We start from the raw sequence: 18952 nt of genomic DNA on the forward strand, positions 1-18952 counted from the left end.
CCGGAACCGCCTGCAGCCTGAGAACAGGAAGCCCTTATGTCCGTAAAAGATATGCTGTTAGCGCTGTGCGTCGTCGTGGCGTGGGGCGTCAATTTTGTGGTGATCAAACTCGGGCTGCAGGGCATGCCGCCTTTTCTGCTGGCAGGATTGCGCTTTGCACTGGTGGCGTTTCCGGCTCTGCTGTTTGTAAAGCGTCCGGCTATTCCGCTGCGCTGGCTGGTGACCTATGGCATGACGATCAGCTTCGGACAGTTTGCCTTCCTGTTTTTAGCCATCAAGCTTGGTATGCCCGCCGGGGTCGCCTCGCTGGTGCTGCAGGCGCAGGCGTTCTTCACCCTGCTGCTGGGTGCGCTGCTGCTGGCTGAGAAGCTGCGCTGGAACCACATTACCGGCATTGTGATTGCGACGCTGGGTATGTATCTGCTCGCCAGCGCCGGTATGACTGGCCAGACGGCAGGCGGCATTACCCTGACAACCATGCTGCTGACGCTGGCGGCGGCGGCCTCCTGGGGGCTGGGCAATATCACCAATAAAGTCATTCTGCGCAATCACCATGTGCCGGTAATGTCGCTGGTAGTATGGAGCGCGCTGGTGCCGGTTATTCCCTTTTTCGCCTGCTCGTGGTGGTTTGAAGGCAGGACGCTAATCGTGCACAGCCTGCAGGGAATTTCACTGCAGACTATTCTGGCGCTGATCTATCTTGCGTTTATCGCCACTATCATCGGTTATGGCATCTGGGGCCGGCTGCTGAGCCGCTATGAAACCTGGCGCGTCGCCCCGCTGACGCTGCTGGTGCCGGTGGTGGGTATTATCAGCGCGGCAGTCGTGCTGGATGAAGCGCTGACCACACAGGAGCTGCTGGGCGCAGCGGTGATCGTTGCCGGTCTGCTGATCAATGTCTTTGGCGGCCTGCTGAGCCAGCGCCTGCTCTCCCGCGCCTGATCCTGGCCAAAAAAAACGCCGCATTGCTGCGGCGCCTGAGGCTTGTGTGACAGCCTTATTTCAGAATTTCAATCCGGCGCGGTTTCGCTTCTTCAGGAACGATGCGTTCCAGATCGATACTCAACAGCCCAAGTTCGAGACGCGCGTCGCGCACCACGATGTGATCGGCCAGCTGGAATTTACGCTCAAAATTACGCTCGGCGATGCCCTGATAAAGATATTTGCGCTCTGGCTGCTCTTCAGGGTGCGCGCCGCGTACCACCAGCATATTGTCGTGGGCGGTGATATCCAGCTCATTCTGAGCAAAGCCCGCCACCGCAATCGTAATGCGGTAGTGGTTTTCATCCACCAGCTCAACATTGTAAGGAGGATAGCCTCCGTTCGCCTGATTCTGATTGGTTTCCAGCAGATTGAACAGACGATCGAAACCGATGGAAGAACGATAAAGTGGAGAGAGATCAAAGTTACGCATAATAAGACTCCTGATAATCAGCAAGTTTTGGCAACCTTCCACTATGGACAGGTTGTCCGGCCCGGCACTGTCCCGTGCGGCAACAGTCATACGGCCGTAATGTGAAAATGGGTATGGTAGCGATCTTTTCAAGGGCCGCCGGCGTGATTTTTTTGCAGCAAAACCGGTGAGATGACATACACTCAGGAAACCCTGCACCTGCACTGAAAACAGGGCCAGAGAGCGCTGATGACGTCAGGTGACCTATTGCTGCCAGGGATGCAGCCATGACTGAAGGGATGATGACGATGAAGATGATAAAACGTTTTCCGCTGACCGGCCTGCTGGTGTGCTGTGTGATAACCACTTCCGGCTGCTCCAGCATGATGTCGCACTCCGGCGGCAGCCAGGGTTACTATCCTGGCACGCGCGCCAGCGCAAAAATGCTCACTGATGACGATACGGGCTGGGTGCTGAAGCCGCTGGCGCTGCTCGATCTGCCCTTCTCTGCCGTGCTGGATACGCTGCTGCTGCCGTGGGACTACTTCCACGCCGGTGAGGATAAGCGCGGTACCTCACCGCGCGAACGCGTACTGCAAAGTGAAAAAGAGGCCAATACGCAGGCAAGCCTCGCTACGGCTGCGGCGATGCCGGCGTCGCACTGACGCAGAACAGCTGGCGCCAGCCCGCTACTTCACGCATATAGGCGATCTGATTTCCGTCCGGCGACCAGACCACCGCGTCGCCGCTCAGCGCGGCAGCACTGACTGGCGTCAGTGGCGTACAGCGACCGTCAGCTATTTCACAGCGCATCACACGCCCGGCGCTGATAAAGGCGATGGCATCCCCCTGCGGATGCCAGCTGAAAGCAGACTGGATACTGCTGCTGAGCCGGGTGATCTGCCGCGGCTCACCGCCATTAGGTGACACGCTCCAGAGCTGAATGATGCCCTGTTCATCCGCCAGCAGAAAGGCAATTGCGCTGCCGTCCGGAGCCGCGCGCAGCCAGTGACGCGGCTGCAGCGCCAGGCCCCGGGTCTGCGTCAGCCGTCGCTGCTGCACGCCCGCCGGCGGTGCCGGCAGCCGGGTATCGCTGCCCTCCAGCGGCGAACTGCCGGGACGGGCGTAATCAGTCAGCGCCTCCGGTAAATCAACGATAAAGACTTCCGGCACTTTTTGCCCGCTGGCGTCGCGCGTGTCGCCGATAAAGGCGATAGCCCAGCGCTGCCAGCTGCCGTCTGCTTTCTGATAGCCGCGTTCGCCTATCCAGCACTCTTCATAGGCGCGATCGATCGCATCGCTGCCGGGCTGCGGGTCACGCTGCGTCTGGCTGATCAGCACGCAGTAGTGACTGCCATCATACTCACGCGGATGTTTTTCAGCCGGGCAGACCGGATGCAGCGGCACGGCTACGCCGACGTTACGTAAATCCTCGCGCGGGTCCCGTTCATGCATTACATGGTCGTTGTAGGTAAAGCTGAGGCGGGTGCCGTCCGGACTGAAGACATGTACATGCGATCCGCCACGCAGTGCACCCGGCGTATAGGGCGCGGTAATATCGCAGGCGTCCAGCGTTTCCGCATGCCCCTCCTGCACGATGACGCCACGGCGATGATGAAAATCGTAATGCCAGTCTGCATCAGGATGTTCCGGACCATGAATACAGACGTAGCGCGGCGGCAGATCGGGGCTGACGGTCACTACGCCAACGTGAGCACCGTCGCGTGCCTGATAGAGAACGTCAACGGCGCCGGTAAAAACGTTAACCCGCTCAATGGTCAGGCCGGTAAAGGAGGCACCGGAGGGGCGCACGTCAAACGCCAGCCACTGGCTGTCGGCGGTCCAGACGTTGATATTGGTCAGCTGATGATGCCGCTGCGCAAAGGTAAGCTGTTTTTCTGACATGGGATGCTCTTACAGATAACCGATGCTGATACGGTACGCGATTCCCTCAGGGGGTGCAGCAGTTTTGCGGGGATGCGCGCCTCCATGCGCGCCTCGCCTGTCAGCCTACGCGCTTCACGTCTCCGACCAGCAGAATATAGGAGAGCGCGCCGACCAGCGCCACGGCGGAGATATAAACAAGCGCCGGCGCAAAGCCATAATCCTGTGCCAGATAACCGACGACCAGCGGAACCGTGATACCGCCAAGCCCGCCGATAAAGTTAAACATGCCGCCGGTCAGGCCAATCAGACGCACCGGGGCCAGTGAGGATACCAGTGACCAGGTGATTGAGGCGAAACCGTTACCGAAGAACGCCAGCGCCATCAGCACCATAATCCACACGGGGTCATTGGTGTAATTAGCGCCCATAATACAGGTGGAGATCAGCAGGCCGCAGATAATCGGCATTTTACGTGCGAAGCCGATAGAGCGCCCACGGCGCACCAGCCTGTCGGCAACGATACCGGACAGGATCACCCCGAAAAACGCAGCCAGAAACGGTACGGTGGTCATGAAACCGGCGGTTAATGCGGCAATATGTTTTTCCTGAGTCAGATAGTTAGGAAACCATGTCAGGAAGAACCACAGCGTTGAGGTCACCGCAAACTGGCCAAGGTACACACCGCACAATTTACGATGAAATACCAGTTTCCAGTCGGCAGCGGTAAGCCGGGTACGCGCTTTTTTCTCTGACGGTGCATCACCGTCGACCATAGCCCCGCCTTCACGAATATAGTCCAGCTCGGCCTGGTTGATCCCCTTGCTGTGCTTTGGTGCCCGGTACACCTTGATCCATACCAGCGACCAGAGAATGCCAATTCCGCCGGTGATGATAAACACCCAGTGCCAGCTGAGCAGTTCCTGGATCCAGATCAGCAGCGGCGTCAGAAAAGCCAGCCCGACAAACTGTCCGGAGGTGTAGAAGCCAACGGCAGACGCACGCTCCTGCTCCGGAAACCAGCTGGTGACCAGACGATTATTTGTCGGAAATGCCGGTGCCTCGAATACACCGGTAATTGCACGTAAGCTAATCAGTGATAATAAGCCGGTGGCAAACCCCTGAAATAATGTCGCCACCGACCAGCCAAGAATGGCAATAAAATAGGTCAGCCGTGAACCCACGCGATCGAGAAACCAGCCTCCGGGGATCTGGCAAAGCGTATATAGCCAGGCAAAGGCGGAAAAAACGTAACCCATTTCCGCTTTGGTAATACCAAACTCCTCCTGAATATGGGCCGAAGCCACCGCTAAATTAGCGCGATCCACATAACAAATAACCACGGTAATAAAGATCATTAACAGCGTTATATAACGGCGCCGCGTTGGTCTGGCCTGAACAGCAGAGAGATCCATGGTGTTTCTCCGTCGTGATGTTGTTCGCAGGGCGTAACAGGGCGCACCGCAAACAATGCAGGGTAAGATTTTCGGATGTAAGCCGCCGCAGCGGTAAATATGCCGTGCCGTCAGTAAGGCTGAGGAATAACCTGAGCCTTATTTATCCGGCACATCTTTTAAAATATTTATAAATTTTTAATAGCCTGAATAATCCGGCATGTTGTAAGGCGATTATTTTAATCATTCACCCGCGCAAACGTGCGCAGCAGAACCGCGGTTACCATTCAGCCACAGAACCGTCCGGGAAGCGCCATAATGGATTACGCCAGTCCGGCGCATTTTTACTGCGCTCAATAACCAGCTCTTCGTTAATCTCCACGCCGAGGCCGGGTTTATTTGACGGATAAAAGTGGCCATCGTCCATTTTAAAATCGTCTTTATTAATCACGTAATCGAGCAGTTCGGCGCCCTGATTATAGTGAATGCCCATGCTCTGTTCCTGAAATACCGCATTACGCGATACGAAGTCGACATGCAGACAGGCCGCCAGCGCAATCGGCCCCAGCGGACAGTGCGGTGCCAGTGCGACATCATACGATTCGGCCATCGCGGCAATTTTGTAGCATTCGGTGATGCCGCCAGCGTGCGACAGATCGGGCTGCAGAATGGCCAGTCCACCCGCTTCCAGCACGCGTTTGAATTCAAACCGCGAGAACATCCGCTCACCGGCGGCAATGGGCAGGTGCGTCTGAGCTGCCAGACGCGGATAGTATTCCGCCTGCTCGGCCAGCACCGGCTCTTCAATGAACAGCGGACGATAAGGCTCCAGCTCTTTGATCAGCACTTTTGCCATTGGCGCGCTGACGCGGCCATGGAAATCCAGTCCAAACTCAATGTCGCTGCCGAATGCTTCCCGGATTTGCGCAACGGTATTCACCGCCGCATCGATTTTGCGGGAGTTATCAATGATCCCCATCTCTTCGCAGCCGTTGAGCTTGAAGGTATCAAACCCGATGGCACGCAGTTTCTGAATGCCATCGATGACTTCCGCCGGCCGATCGCCGCCCACCCAGCTGTACGCTTTGATACTGTCACGTACCAGGCCGCCCAGCAGCTGATACACCGGTACGCCAAGCGCTTTGCCTTTAATATCCCACAGCGCCTGATCGATGCCGGCAATGGCGCTCATCAGAATCGGGCCGCCACGGTAAAAGCCGCCGCGGTACATCACCTGCCATAAGTCGTTAATGCGCGCCGGATCCTGCCCGACCAGATAGTCTGACAGTTCGTGCACCGCTGTTTCAACGCTGCGGGCGCGTCCTTCGATCACCGGTTCACCCCAGCCGGTAATGCCCTCATCGGTTTCGATCTTCAGGAACATCCAGCGCGGCGGCAGGCGATACGTCGTGAGTCGGGTAATTTTCATTGTACAGCGTCCTTGTAAGCAGCAATAAATGCGCGGGCCTTCTCTGCCGTGCGTGACAGCGGCTGGCCGGCGCGATAGAGATCGCTGCCCAGACCGGCGCCGATGCAGCCTGCAGCCATAAATTCATGCAGATTTTCTGGTGTGACGCCGCCAACGGCAAACACCGGTACTTCCGGCGGCAGGACTGCTTTCAGCGCTTTGATATAGCCGGGGCCAAAGGCTGAAGAGGGAAAAATTTTCAGCGCCTGTGCGCCCGCTTTTAAAGCGGTAAAAGCTTCTGAAGCGGTAGCACAACCGGCCGCAACCATCATGCCCTGCGCGACCGCCTGGCGAATCACGGCCGCATCCGTATTAGGCGTAACCACCAGTTTACTGTTCAGCGTTGCCAGCGTGTCGACCTGCGCCGTTTCCAGCACCGTTCCGGCACCAATCAGCGCGTTATCGCCAAACTTTGCCACCATCGCCCCAATGCTTTGCGCCCAGTCGGGCGAATTCAGCGGGATCTCAATGGCATCAAAGCCAGCGTCAATGAGCGCACCAACATGTGCTTCAGCTTCATCCGGTGTAATGCCGCGCAGAATGGCAATCAGCGGCAGTTTAGTGGGCCAGGACATTCGCAATACTCCTCATTCCATGCTGGAATGCAACATCGCCTTCCAGCGTAACTGAATCCCGGTTAATAAAAGTCAGCGCCTGCTGGTAGCGCTGCGCCAGTGCATGACCGCCAATGATGGCGATCGGTTGTGGTGACGATGCCATTTGCTGCGTCATCAGCGCCACTTCATGGCCAATCAACAGGCCGGAAAGAAATTCGCTCACATGCCGGCGATCGCGTGCGCCCAGCACATGCGCCGCACGGACTTCAAACAGGCGGGCGATAACAGACGCATCCTGACATCCTCTTTCCACTCCCTGCATAAATGCCGCCTGGCAGGTCTCCTGCCCGGGCAGACCGGCACCAATCAGCGACTGCAGCAGCAGCAAATGGTGCAGCTCGCCGGTCATTACCGTACGAAAATCAAGCACCCGATCCTGTTCCAGCTGAACCCATTTGGCATGCGTGCCAGGCATAACGCACAGCGGCACCCGCTGCAGCGTTAGCGCCCCCAGCAGCTGCGTCTCTTCACCGCGCATCACGTTATAGTTATCATCACGTTCAACGCTCAGTCCCGGCACAATCCACGCTTTTTGCTCCACACACGTCAGATGATCGTGCAGCGCATTCAGGCTGGCCGGACAGGGCAGATAGGGAACGGACAGCCAGCCGGCATTACTGCCGACCATGCCAGCCATAATGACCGGCACCTCATCAACGGGCCAGCCGGCAGTGATGCTGGCAAAAACCTGCGCTGGCGTCTGGTCGCCGAGGCGCGTGATGCCGGCGGGCGAACGGCGCTCATCAACGCAGACGCCCTGCTGATAGTGCCAGGCGCGCAAATTTGTTGAGCCCCAGTCAATAGCGATATAGCTGGTCACAAAATGTCTCTCAGTCGGGCCGTGGAGCTGGCAATCATTGCTTTTGCTGCACGTTCCGCGGCATCGCCATCCTGATGGCGAATCGCGTCGTACAGCGCTTTATGTTCAGCTAATGTGCGCGGCATGTTGCCGGCGTCCGCCATGTACGTTTGCGCAAACACCGCTTTCTGCAGCTGGCTTATCGCCACGTTGAGCTGCTGCAGCACCGGATTATGTACAGACCCCATCACTGCTTCGTGATAGCGAATATCAGCGTCGTTAAATGCTTCGCGATCGAGATGGTTGGCTACCATATCGTTATAAGCCTGTTCAATAGCGGCCAGATCGGTAGAGGTCGCCCGCTCGGCTGACCAGCGCGCAATCTGCGGTTCCACCAGCACACGCACTTCGTTCATGGCGGCAATCAGGCGCGGATCCTGATCGTGCGCCAGCGCCCACTGCAGTACATCGCTATCGAGATAATTCCACTGATTGCGTGACGTTACGAACGCACCACGATAGCGCTTCATCTCCATCAGGCGCTTTGCGATCAGCGCACGATAAACCTCGCGGATTATGTTGCGCGATGTCCCGAATTGTTCGCACAGCTCTGCTTCTGCAGGCAGCGCCGCGCCCGGTACATATTTTCCGGCGACGATCTCTTCACCCAGCGTATGGATGATGCGCTCTGTTTTACTCAGCGGTTGTTGTGTCATAGGGGTCCGGTATATGCAGGGGGTCAGCCCGTCAGATTACTGCGTTCCTGGTATGAAACCTAACGGCTGCCTGAGCCACTGCGGAAGATTGTAGTACTATATATGTTTCTCGTACTACAATTCAGATCACAAAACAGACAATCAGGCGGATTTTACCGTTGTGGATACGGCGCAGGGTCAGAAAGGAGAGTCAGCACGCCGGGAACGGCAACACCCGCTCCTGCGGGCTCTGGCAGGCGGTCTTCCTGCCGGATCATCATTACCTGTATGGAGGTGCGTTTTTAATTACGGCAATGAAGAAGCCTGAAGGACGCGAAAGCGTGCATGGCCTGCAGCAGCCTTCGCGCTATAGATGCAAAGCGGCGAGGTAATTATCTGTAAGAGTTTCGCAGCCCGTCGGGCCGCAAAAAAGCAGCACAAATGCTGCTTGCCGGAAATCACATAAACCTGATGCTGTTACAGCACCAGCTCTTCGATAACGTGCGCTACGCCATCTTCCCTGTTACTTTTGGTCACAAACTGCGCGATTTTTTTCACTGACTCAATGGCATTGCCCATCGCCACGCCGGTGCCGGCATATTCAATCATCGCCAGATCGTTCTCCTGATCGCCAATCGCCATCACCTCTGACTGCTGCAGGCCCAGTTTTTCCGCCAGCATCTTCACGCCATAGCCTTTGTTCACCAGCGGGTTAAGGATTTCCAGAAAATAAGGCGCGCTTTTCAGCACGGTGTAGCTGTCGCGCATGTTCGCCGGCAGCCCGGAGATCGCTTTATCCAGCAGCGCCGGTTTATCGATCATCATAATTTTCGGGAAGCGCGTCGCCGGATCCATCTCATCAACCGCGCGATAGCGCACCGGAATACCGGTCAGGCTGGCTTCATGAATGGTGTATTCGCTGATGTCTTTATTAGGCGTATAGAGGAAAGATTTGTCGAATGCCTGAAAATGCACGCCGAGTTCACGCGCCAGCTGCTCAAGATAGAGGTAATCGTCAAAGCTCAGCGTTTTCTCGGCAACCACTTCGCCGCTGTCAGCGCGGTGCGCCAGCGCGCCGTTGTTGCTGATGCAGTACTGACCCGGCTGGCGCAGATCCAGCTCTGTCAGATAGCGCTCAACGCCGACAAACGGACGGCCGGTTGCCAGCACAATCGACACGCCTTTATCGCGCGCCCGCCCGATGGCTGCTTTTACCGCCGGAGTAATTTCATGCTGCGGATTCAGCAGCGTGCCGTCCATATCGATCGCAATCAGTTTTATCGCCATAACGTCCTCGGTTAATTCAGTGTCTGGCTTTAATGCTAGCGCGATTCAGCTCTCATTGACCAGTTTATCGGCGCAGCGGATCGCAGATGCGGTGGGCGGCAGGCTGAGCCTGGTGGTTGAGATGCCGGATGGTGCAGGAGAAAGGACTTTGCGGATATAAAAAACCCCTCCCGGGCGGGAGGGGTCAGAGCGTATCAGATATCGATGTTAGCGGCTTTCAGCGCGTTCTCTTCGATAAAGGCGCGACGCGGCTCCACCGCATCGCCCATCAGCGTGGTGAAGAGCTGATCGGCAGCAATCGCATCCCTGATGGTGACGCGCAGCATACGGCGGCTGTCCGGATCCATGGTGGTTTCCCACAGCTGCTCCGGGTTCATCTCGCCCAGCCCTTTATAGCGCTGAATGGAGAGACCGCGGCGTGACTCTTTCACCAGCCACTCAATCGCCTGCTCGAAGCTGGCAACCGGCTGACGACGTTCGCCACGCTCGATATAGGCGTCCTCTTCAATCAGGCCGCGCAGCTGCTCGCCCAGCGCACAGATTTTGCGATACTCCGGGCCACCGATAAACTCGCTATCCAGCGGGTAGTCGGTATCCACACCGTGGGTGCGCACACGCAGTACCGGCTCAGCCAGCTGCAGCTCACGGTTTTCACGTACCTGCGCCACATAGGTGCTGCCGTGTGCTTCACGCTCGTTAAGATACGCTACCAGCGTCTCCAGCCAGCTGCTGACGGCGGCGGTATCATCCAGCCCTGCCAGCGTTGGATGGTAGACCAGCGCATTAAGCAGGGCTGCCGGGAAGCGACGCTCCATGCGTTTGATCATCTTCTGCGTGCTGTTGTACTCAGCGACCAGGCTCTCCAGCGGCTCACCGCCCAGCGCCGGTGCGCTGGCGTTGGTGTGCAGCGTAGCGCCGTCCAGCGCGATGGCGATCTGATACTGATCCATCGCGTCGGTGTCTTTAATATACTGTTCCTGCTTGCCTTTTTTCACTTTAAACAGCGGCGGCTGCGCAATGTAAACGTGGCCGCGCTCAATGATTTCCGGCATCTGACGGTAGAAGAAAGTCAGCAGCAGCGTACGGATATGTGAGCCATCGACGTCCGCATCGGTCATGATAATGATGCTGTGATAGCGCAGCTTATCCGGGTTGTACTCATCGCGGCCGATACCGCAGCCCAGCGCGGTGATCAGCGTGGCGACTTCCTGCGAAGAGAGCATTTTGTCGAAACGCGCTTTTTCCACGTTAAGGATTTTGCCTTTCAGCGGCAGAATCGCCTGGTTTTTACGGTTACGCCCCTGCTTCGCCGATCCGCCTGCAGAGTCACCCTCCACCAGGTAGATTTCAGAGAGCGCCGGATCGCGCTCCTGGCAGTCTGCCAGCTTGCCCGGCAGGCCCGCCAGGTCCAGCGCGCCTTTGCGGCGGGTCATCTCACGCGCACGGCGTGCTGCTTCGCGCGCGCGCGCCGCATCGATAATTTTGCCCACGACAATTTTTGCATCCGCCGGGTTTTCCAGCAGGTATTCGCTCAGCAGTTCATTCATCTGCTGCTCTACCGCAGATTTCACCTCGGAGGAGACCAGCTTATCTTTGGTCTGCGAAGAGAACTTTGGATCCGGCACTTTCACGGAAACCACAGCAATCAGGCCTTCACGCGCATCATCACCGGTGGCGCTGACTTTGGCTTTTTTGCTGTAGCCCTCTTTATCCATATAAGCGTTCAGCGTACGCGTCATCGCCGCACGGAAACCGGCAAGATGCGTTCCGCCATCGCGCTGCGGGATGTTATTGGTAAAGCAGTAGATGTTTTCCTGGAAACCATCATTCCACTGCAGCGCCACTTCCACTCCGATGCCATCTTTCTCGGTAGAGAAGTAGAACACGTTAGGGTGAATCGGGTTTTTGTTGCGGTTCAGATACTCGACAAACGCCCTGATACCACCTTCGTAGTGGTAGTGGTCGCTCTTGTCGTCGCGCTTATCCTGCAGGCGAATAGAGACGCCGGAGTTCAGGAACGACAGTTCACGCAGGCGTTTGGCAAGGATTTCATATTCAAAATCGGTGACGTTGGTAAAGGTCTCGTGGCTTGGCCAGAAGCGCACGCGCGTACCCGTCGTCTCGGTATCGCCGGTAACGGCCAGTGGCGCCTGCGGCACGCCGTGCACGTAGGTCTGCTGGTGCACTTTGCCGTCGCGACGAATGGTCAGCTCCAGCTTCTGCGACAGGGCATTAACCACGGAAACGCCCACGCCGTGCAGGCCGCCCGATACTTTGTAAGAGTTGTCATCAAACTTACCGCCGGCGTGCAGAACGGTCATGATCACTTCCGCCGCAGAGACCCCCTCTTCCGGGTGAATACCGGTCGGAATACCGCGCCCGTCATCCTGCACCGACACGGAGTTATCCGCGTGGATAGTGACTACGATATCACTGCAGTGTCCGGCGAGCGCTTCGTCGATGGCGTTATCCACGACCTCGAATACCATGTGATGCAGACCGGTGCCGTCATCCGTATCGCCGATATACATACCCGGGCGTTTGCGTACCGCATCAAGCCCTTTCAGGACTTTGATACTTGAGGAGTCATAAGAATTCGACATCAACGTTTCTCGCTCATTTAATCTTCAGGTTGAACCGCTATTTTACCCTGTTCCACGCGGAACATCTTGCCCTTTTCGTCGCTCATATCGATTACATGCTCTGTGCCAATAGCGCTGACAAACACCTGAGCCTGTGTGGCTTTCAGCCGCTCTGCCAGCAGTCGCCGGCGTGTGTCATCCAGCTCGGATGCGAAGTCATCAATCAGGTATAAACAGCGACGTCCGCTGCTGCGCGTCAGGTACTCGCCCTGCGCTAAGCGCAGCGCGCACATCAGCAGCTTCAGCTGTCCGCGTGAGAGTAAATCTTCTACCGGCGTCCCTTCTGCACGAATACGGAAATCCGCTTTGTGCGGGCCGCTGGCGGTGTAGGTAAGCGCGCGATCGCGCTCAAAATTGCGCTCCAGCAGGTCGCCATAGTCGCTCTCTTTATCCCAGCCGCGCTGGAAAGAGAACGACAGGGCAAACTCAGGCAAGAACTGGCTGCAGGTCGCAGTGATCTCACTGGCAATGGCCGCGCTGTACTCTGCGCGCCAGGCGCTGATCTGTGCGGCCAGCGGTACCAGCTCCTGATCCCACGGACGGATTTGGCTGTAGCGTGAGGCCTGACGCAGTGCCGCGTTGCGCTGCTTCAGCAGGCGACGCAGATTGCTCCAGGCGATAAAAAAACCAGGGTAAGCATGAAAACAGCCCCAGTCGATATAGGCTCTGCGGTATTTGGGGCCGCCGTTGAGCAATGTAAACCCCTCGGGCGTAATCAGCTGCATCGGCAGCAGCTGTGCCAGTTCAGCCACTTTATGCCCGTCGCTGCCGTCAATCCGCACTTTACTGTCGCCGGCACGATTTTTGGTCAGCCCCACCGCCAGCGCGCGTTCACCGCTGCCATCAATACGCCCGTGCAGTACAAACGCCTCCTGCTCATGACGGATCACCCGTCCCGCCTGCAGGCTGCGAAACGCCCGCCCGTGGCCCAGCGTGTAAATCGCCTCCAGCACGCTGGTTTTACCGCTGCCGTTGGCGCCGACGAGGAAGTTGAAACCGGGTGCCAGGTCTAAGTCAGCCTGCTCAATATTACGAAAATCTTTAATCAGAAGGCGGGTTAAAGCCATGAACGAATCCAGCCAGAAGGGAATAGCCTAACGTTAACAATGCGGGCCGTTGGCGGCGCAGGCAGTCTGGTCACGGCCAGCGCGCAGATCCTGGGAGCATACTGAAGTATGTGACCAGGGGCGAGCACTGCCCGGGACCAGAATGGCAAGTAAGCCAGGCCGATATTTTCTGCTACAAGCGCATCGGCATGACGACGTATGCCGCAGCTGGACTGGCTACGTCTTCAATCTGTACGCTGGACACAGAGTCGGTGAGCAGCAGACGGACGTTCTCACACTTCAGCGCATTCAGCACATCCAGTACGTAACTGACGTTGAAGCCAATCTCCAGCTCGGTGCCGCTGTAAGAGACATCCAGCATCTCTTCTGCCTCTTCCTGCTCCGGATTGTTTGCCGTGATTTTCAGCTGATTTTCGGTGATATAGATGCGTACGCCGCGGAATTTTTCATTAGATAAAATGGCCGCACGGGCAAACGCCTGCTTGAGCAGATCGCAGCCCGCCTCCAGCGCCTTGTCCGGATTTTTTGGCAGCACGCGCCGGTAATCAGGAAAACGACCATCCACCAGCTTAGAGGTAAAGATGAAATCGCCGACGTGCGCCCGGATGTTACTGCTGCCAATCTGCACGCGCAGCGGGTTCTCGCCCCCGTCCAGCAGCCGAACCAGCTCAATCACCCCTTTACGCGGTACGATTACAGAGTGGTCTGGCAGCGCCTGGCCAATCGGCATGGCGCAGACCGCCAGACGGTGGCCGTCAGTGGCGACGGTACGCAGCTCTTCACCTTCGGTTTCAAACAGCATACCGTTGAGATAGTAGCGTACATCCTGATGCGCCATTGAAAACTGCGTGGCTTCAATCAGCCGTTTCAGCGTGGCCTGCGGCAGCGTAAATTCAACTTCGCTTTGCCAGTCATCCAGGTTGGGAAAATCGCTGGCGGGCAGCGTTGACAGCGAAAAACGACTGCGCCCGGAACGCACCAGCATGCGATCGCCTTCCAGCATAACGCTGATTTCAGCGCCTTCCGGCAGGCCGCGGCAGATATCAAGGAATTTGCGCGCCGGCACCGTGGTTGCACCCGGCTCGTGAGCCTGATTCAGCGCCACGCGTGCCACCATTTCCATTTCCAGATCGGTTCCGGTCAGCAGCAACGATCCTTCATTTACCTGCAGCAGCAAATTTCCGAGGATCGGCAGCGTCGGACGTCCGCCAAGCGGACCACTTACCTGTTGCAGGGGCTTCAGCAACTGCTCACGTTCAACAATAAATTTCATATGCGTCAGGAAGATAATGTTCGGATAAGGTTAGAGAAATCTTCTTTGATGTCGTGGCTCTCTTCACGCAGCTGCTCTATTTTACGGCAGGCGTGCAGCACGGTGGTATGGTCACGGCCACCAAACGCATCGCCAATCTCTGGCAGACTATGGTTGGTCAGCTCTTTTGCCATCGCCATCGCCATTTGACGCGGCCGCGCCACAGAGCGCGACCGGCGTTTCGACAGCAAATCCGCCACTTTGATTTTGTAATATTCCGCTACGGTTTTCTGAATGTTGTCGATGGTAACCAGCTTCTCCTGCAGCGCCAGCAAATCACGCAGCGCTTCACGCACGAAGTCGATAGTAATGGCGCGTCCGGTAAAGTTGGCATTTGCGATCACGCGGTTCAGCGCGCCTTCAAGCTCACGCACGTTGGAACGCAGACGCTTGGCAATAAAGAAAGCGACTTCACCCGGCAGGCGGATGTCATTCTCATCCGCTTTTTTCATCAGAATAGCCACGCGCGTTTCCAGCTCAGGCGGCTCGATGGCGACAGTCAGCCCCCAGCCGAAGCGCGACTTCAGACGATCTTCCACGCCGTTAATCTCTTTAGGATAACGGTCAGAGGTGAGAATGATCTGCTGATTGCCTTCCAGCAGCGCGTTGAAGGTGTGAAAAAACTCCTCCTGCGAGCGCTCTTTATTGGCAAAGAACTGGATATCATCGATCAGCAGTGCGTCCACAGAACGATAGTAGCGTTTGAACTCTTCAATCGCATTGTTCTGCAGCGCTTTTACCATGTCCTGCACAAAGCGCTCAGAGTGCATGTAGACCACTTTGGCGTTGGGCTTGCGGGCAATAATGCCATTCCCTACCGCGTGCAGCAGGTGCGTTTTACCCAGGCCTGTGCCGCCATACAGGAATAACGGGTTATAGGCCCCACCGGGGTTATCAGCCACCTGACGTGCCGCCGCGCGCGCCAGCTGGTTCGATTTACCCTCAACAAAGTTGTCGAAGTTATGGCGGTTGTTCACATTCGAACGATACGTCACATCTGCAGGTGCCGGTACGGAATCCCAGCTCGGACGCAGCAGCTGTGCCGGTGCCGGGCGGGTTTCCACCGGCGCCGGCGCACTGACGGTACTGGTCATCACCGGCTGCGCAGCGGCAACCTGAGCCACAGGACGCGTGCCCACTTCAAATCGCAGCAACGGCACATTTGCGCCGCAGAATTCGTTCAGCAGCCCGTTAATACTGTTGAGATATTTATCCCGAACCCAGTCGAGTACAAACCGATTTGGTGCATACAAGGCCAGCGTATTGTCGTTTAACTCAGCCTGCAGTGGACGGATCCACATGCTGAATTCGGTGGCAGGTAATTCATCCTGCAAACGGGCAAGACACTGTTGCCAAAGCGTAAGTGACACGGCGGACTCCACTCGTACAAAATCGATAAGAATTTCAGGCGCTAATAATAGAAACTGTCTTTTTTGACACAGGCGGTCAGAAAGCGCCTGCGACCGCTGTCTGCGGTAGTCATCCCCGGCGATCGCAGTGAGGATCGTCAGCGGAAGGGCGGATCATAGCGCAAAGCGCACCAGAGATCTTCCCTTTCTACACAGTTTTGATCCAATTTATCCACAGGGTGTAAAACCTTTGAACAGTTTATCCGTTCTGGCAAAAAAGCAAGCGAAGATCGCACAGCAGACGCGAATTTTTCAGCCGCCGTCGCGTTTTTTTCCCTGTGGATAGCGTGTGCGATCGCAAGAAGATCCTGGACGATCCTTGCGCTTTCCTTTACAGGCCGTATAATTCCCCACCCGGCATTGGCACGTGGTGCATTAATGCCCGGAATTGCGGTGTTTCCGGGTATTCAGGTCCCGCGACCAGCGAAGTAAATTGACTCCGGACTGTACAATTATTACAATCCCGCCTCTTTATTAAAGACACATTGAGGCGTCGGTCGCTTTACTGCCCCGAAAACGCGTCACCCAGTGAAATTTTTCAAGTTTAGGTAGAAATCGCCATGAAACGCACTTTTCAACCGTCCGTACTGAAGCGCAACCGTTCACACGGCTTCCGTGCTCGTATGGCAACCAAAAATGGTCGTCAGGTTCTGGCACGTCGTCGTGCTAAAGGCCGTTCTCGTCTGACCGTTTCTAAGTAATAAAAGCTAACCCTCGTGGTTCAGCTCGCATTTCCCAGGGAGTTACGTTTGTTAACTCCCGCTCATTTCACTTTCGTCTTCCAGCAACCTCTTCGGGCTGGCACGCCGCAAATCACCATCCTCGGCCGCCGCAATTCGCTGGGGCATCCCCGCATCGGTCTTACCGTCGCTAAAAAACATGTAAAGCGCGCGCATGAACGCAACCGGATCAAGCGATTGACCCGCGAAAGTTTTCGTCTGCGTCAGCATGAACTGCCTGCGATGGATTTTGTTATTGTTGCGAAAAAAGGGATTGCCGACCTCGATAACCGGGCACTGATGGAAGCGTTGGAGAAACTATGGCGTCGTCACTGTCGCCTGGCTCGCGGCTCCTGATCGCCCTGATACGCGTCTATCAACGCGCTATCAGCCCTCTGCTGGGACCTCATTGCCGGTTCCATCCCACCTGTTCGCAGTACGGGATTGAGGCCCTGCGCCGTTTCGGCGTGATAAAAGGCAGTTGGTTGACGATTAAACGCGTATTAAAATGCCACCCCTTGAACCCGGGTGGCGACGATCCTGTGCCGCCAAAAACCTTTGATACCAGAGAACATTAACGATGGATTCGCAACGCAATCTTTTTCTCATCGCTTTTCTGTTCGTGTCTTTTATGATCTGGCAAGCCTGGCAGACGGACCACGCTCCGCAGCCACAGCAGACCCAGACCACGCAGAACACAAGCAGCGCAGCGGGTGATGCCGCCACTTCCGGCGTGCCGGCCAGCGGTCAGGGCAAAACGATCACCGTTAAAACTGACGTCCTGTCACTTAATATCAACACGCGCGGTGGTGATATTGAACAGGCTCAGCTGCTGACCTACCCGGATAAGCTCGGCTCCGACGCCCCATTCCAGCTGCTGGAAACCACGCCGGCATTTGTTTATCAGGCGCAGAGCGGCCTGACCGGTCGTAACGGCCCGGATAACCCGAACAATGGCGCGCGTCCACTCTATACTGCCGCACAGGATAGCTTTGACATGGCCGATGGCCAGACTGAACTGCGTGTGCCGCTGAGCTGGACCGGCGAAAACGGTGTGGTTTATACCAAAACCTTCATCTTTAAGCGTGGCGAGTTTGCGGTTAACGTTGACTACAACATCAATAACACCTCACAGCAGCCGCTGGAAGTGGCGATGTTTGGTCAGCTGAAGCAGACCATCGACCTGCCTAAACATCGCGATACGGGCAGCAACAACTTTGCGCTGCACACCTTCCGCGGTGCCGCCTACTCCACCAGCGATGCGAAATATGAGAAATATAAGTTCGATACCATCGCTGATAACGAAAACCTGAGCACCACCACCAGCAACGGCTGGGTCGCGATGCTGCAGCAGTATTTCGCCACGGCATGGGTGCCGCGTACACAGGGCAACAACACCCTGTATACCAGCAACCTCGGCAACGGTGTGGCGGCGATTGGCTATAAGTCAGCGCCGGTTACGGTTGGTGCAGGTGCACAGCAGACGCTGGGCGCAACGCTGTGGGTCGGCCCGGAAATTCAGGATAAGATGGCTGCCATTGCGCCGCACCTTGACCTGACCGTGGATTACGGCTGGCTGTGGTTTATCTCTCAGCCGCTGTTCAAGCTGCTGAAGTTCCTGCACAGCTTTATCGGTAACTGGGGCTTCTCCATTATCGTCATCACCTTCATCGTGCGCGGCATCATGTACCCGCTGACCAAAGCGCAGTACACCTCGATGGCCAAGATGCGCATGCTGCAGCCGAAGATTCAGGCGATGCGTGAGCGTCTGGGCGATGACAAGCAGAAGCAGAGCCAGGAAATGATGGCGCTCTACAAAGCGGAAAAAGTGAATCCGCTGGGTGGCTGTCTGCCGCTGGTTATTCAGATGCCAATCTTCCTGGCACTCTACTATATGCTGTCTGGCTCGGTAGAACTGCGCCACGCGCCGTTTGTACTGTGGATCCATGACCTCTCTGCGCAGGACCCGTACTACATTCTGCCGGTGCTGATGGGGATCACCATGTTCTTCATCCAGAAGATGTCACCGACCACCGTGACCGATCCTATGCAGCAGAAGATCATGACCTATATGCCGGTGATCTTCACCGTCTTCTTCCTGTGGTTCCCGGCGGGTCTGGTGCTGTACTACATCGTCAGCAACCTGGTCACCATTCTCCAGCAGCAGCTGATTTACCGCGGCCTGGAAAAACGGGGCCTGCATAGCCGCGACAAGAAGAAAGCGTAACCTTCAGCCCGGCTGAGCAACAGGTATAATCAAGGGGCGG

General features: G+C 56.5%; 18 protein-coding genes. 6 read left to right on the forward strand and 12 right to left on the reverse strand.

What is annotated here, in order from left to right; genetic code table 11:
• Positions 1-36 precede the first annotated feature (36 nt).
• Positions 37-942 (forward strand): EamA family transporter, encoded by a 906-nt coding sequence (locus BBA90_RS03065; RefSeq protein ID WP_065647872.1) that lies wholly within the window; start codon positions 37-39, stop codon positions 940-942.
• Between the two features lie 55 nt (positions 943-997).
• On the opposite strand, the gene ibpA is transcribed toward BBA90_RS03065, so the two are convergent.
• Entirely contained in the window at positions 998-1414 is a 417-nt protein-coding gene (gene ibpA / locus BBA90_RS03070) for a small heat shock chaperone IbpA (RefSeq protein ID WP_039381531.1), read from the reverse strand.
• A gap of 287 nt (positions 1415-1701) precedes the next feature.
• Here ibpA and BBA90_RS03075 point away from each other — a divergent pair, with 287 nt between their 5' ends.
• Positions 1702-2058: a YceK/YidQ family lipoprotein gene (locus BBA90_RS03075; RefSeq protein ID WP_065647926.1), complete on the forward strand. Its 357-nt coding sequence runs from the start codon at positions 1702-1704 to the stop codon at positions 2056-2058.
• Here the strand turns inward: BBA90_RS03075 and BBA90_RS03080 are convergent.
• The 11 genes from BBA90_RS03080 to dnaA all read right to left on the reverse strand — a co-directional run bounded on the left by BBA90_RS03080 (position 2027) and on the right by dnaA (position 15927).
• Positions 2027-3298 carry a DUF3748 domain-containing protein gene (locus BBA90_RS03080; protein ID WP_065647873.1) on the reverse strand — a complete coding sequence of 424 codons (1272 nt, stop codon included), beginning with the start codon at positions 3296-3298 and terminating at the stop codon, positions 2027-2029. The two genes, BBA90_RS03075 and BBA90_RS03080, sit on opposite strands and share 32 nt — an antisense overlap.
• A 100-nt stretch (positions 3299-3398) precedes the next feature.
• Entirely contained in the window at positions 3399-4691 is a 1293-nt protein-coding gene (locus BBA90_RS03085) for an MFS transporter (RefSeq protein WP_065647874.1), read from the reverse strand.
• Between the two features lie 259 nt (positions 4692-4950).
• A complete protein-coding gene (gene dgoD / locus BBA90_RS03090) occupies positions 4951-6099 on the reverse strand; it encodes a galactonate dehydratase (RefSeq protein WP_065647875.1) in 1149 nt (382 codons plus the stop codon).
• On the reverse strand, positions 6096-6713 hold the full coding sequence (locus BBA90_RS03095; protein WP_065647876.1) for a 2-dehydro-3-deoxy-6-phosphogalactonate aldolase: 618 nt from the start codon (positions 6711-6713) through the stop codon (positions 6096-6098). Before BBA90_RS03095 ends, dgoD begins: the two co-directional genes overlap by 4 nt.
• On the reverse strand, positions 6697-7575 hold the full coding sequence (locus BBA90_RS03100; RefSeq protein ID WP_065647877.1) for a 2-dehydro-3-deoxygalactonokinase: 879 nt from the start codon (positions 7573-7575) through the stop codon (positions 6697-6699). The genes BBA90_RS03095 and BBA90_RS03100 overlap by 17 nt, the downstream gene beginning before the upstream one ends.
• Positions 7572-8270, reverse strand: a complete 699-nt coding sequence (locus tag BBA90_RS03105; protein WP_065647878.1) for a FadR/GntR family transcriptional regulator — start codon at positions 8268-8270, stop codon at positions 7572-7574. The genes BBA90_RS03100 and BBA90_RS03105 overlap by 4 nt, the downstream gene beginning before the upstream one ends.
• 456 nt (positions 8271-8726) lie before the next feature.
• The gene (yidA, locus tag BBA90_RS03110) at positions 8727-9536 is read right to left on the reverse strand and encodes a sugar-phosphatase (protein ID WP_065647879.1); all 810 of its coding nucleotides are present in this window, start codon (positions 9534-9536) and stop codon (positions 8727-8729) included.
• Between the two features lie 194 nt (positions 9537-9730).
• Positions 9731-12139: a DNA topoisomerase (ATP-hydrolyzing) subunit B gene (gene gyrB / locus BBA90_RS03115; protein ID WP_039381501.1), complete on the reverse strand. Its 2409-nt coding sequence runs from the start codon at positions 12137-12139 to the stop codon at positions 9731-9733.
• 17 nt (positions 12140-12156) lie between these two features.
• Entirely contained in the window at positions 12157-13245 is a 1089-nt protein-coding gene (recF, locus tag BBA90_RS03120; RefSeq protein ID WP_065647880.1) for a DNA replication/repair protein RecF, read from the reverse strand.
• A 172-nt stretch (positions 13246-13417) separates the two neighbouring features.
• Positions 13418-14518 (reverse strand): DNA polymerase III subunit beta, encoded by a 1101-nt coding sequence (gene dnaN / locus BBA90_RS03125; RefSeq protein ID WP_065647881.1) that lies wholly within the window; start codon positions 14516-14518, stop codon positions 13418-13420.
• Positions 14519-14523: 5 nt separating this feature from the next.
• Entirely contained in the window at positions 14524-15927 is a 1404-nt protein-coding gene (gene dnaA, locus BBA90_RS03130) for a chromosomal replication initiator protein DnaA (protein ID WP_039381492.1), read from the reverse strand.
• Between the two features lie 599 nt (positions 15928-16526).
• On the opposite strand from dnaA, the gene rpmH reads away from it, so the two are divergent.
• Genes rpmH through yidC form a run of 4 tightly spaced genes read left to right on the forward strand, consistent with a single transcriptional unit; the run spans position 16527 to position 18912 of the window.
• On the forward strand, positions 16527-16667 hold the full coding sequence (gene rpmH / locus BBA90_RS18560) for a 50S ribosomal protein L34 (protein WP_003849659.1): 141 nt from the start codon (positions 16527-16529) through the stop codon (positions 16665-16667).
• A gap of 15 nt (positions 16668-16682) precedes the next feature.
• Positions 16683-17042: a ribonuclease P protein component gene (gene rnpA, locus BBA90_RS18565; protein ID WP_071668251.1), complete on the forward strand. Its 360-nt coding sequence runs from the start codon at positions 16683-16685 to the stop codon at positions 17040-17042.
• A complete protein-coding gene (gene yidD / locus BBA90_RS18570) occupies positions 17006-17263 on the forward strand; it encodes a membrane protein insertion efficiency factor YidD (protein WP_071668252.1) in 258 nt (85 codons plus the stop codon). The genes rnpA and yidD overlap by 37 nt, the downstream gene beginning before the upstream one ends.
• A gap of 2 nt (positions 17264-17265) precedes the next feature.
• Positions 17266-18912 carry a membrane protein insertase YidC gene (gene yidC / locus BBA90_RS03140; RefSeq protein WP_065647883.1) on the forward strand — a complete coding sequence of 549 codons (1647 nt, stop codon included), beginning with the start codon at positions 17266-17268 and terminating at the stop codon, positions 18910-18912.
• The last annotated feature ends 40 nt before the right edge of the window (positions 18913-18952 follow it).

The sequence above is a fragment of the Pantoea eucrina genome, assembly GCF_001691555.1.
Lineage (GTDB): Bacteria > Pseudomonadota > Gammaproteobacteria > Enterobacterales > Enterobacteriaceae > Pantoea > Pantoea borealis.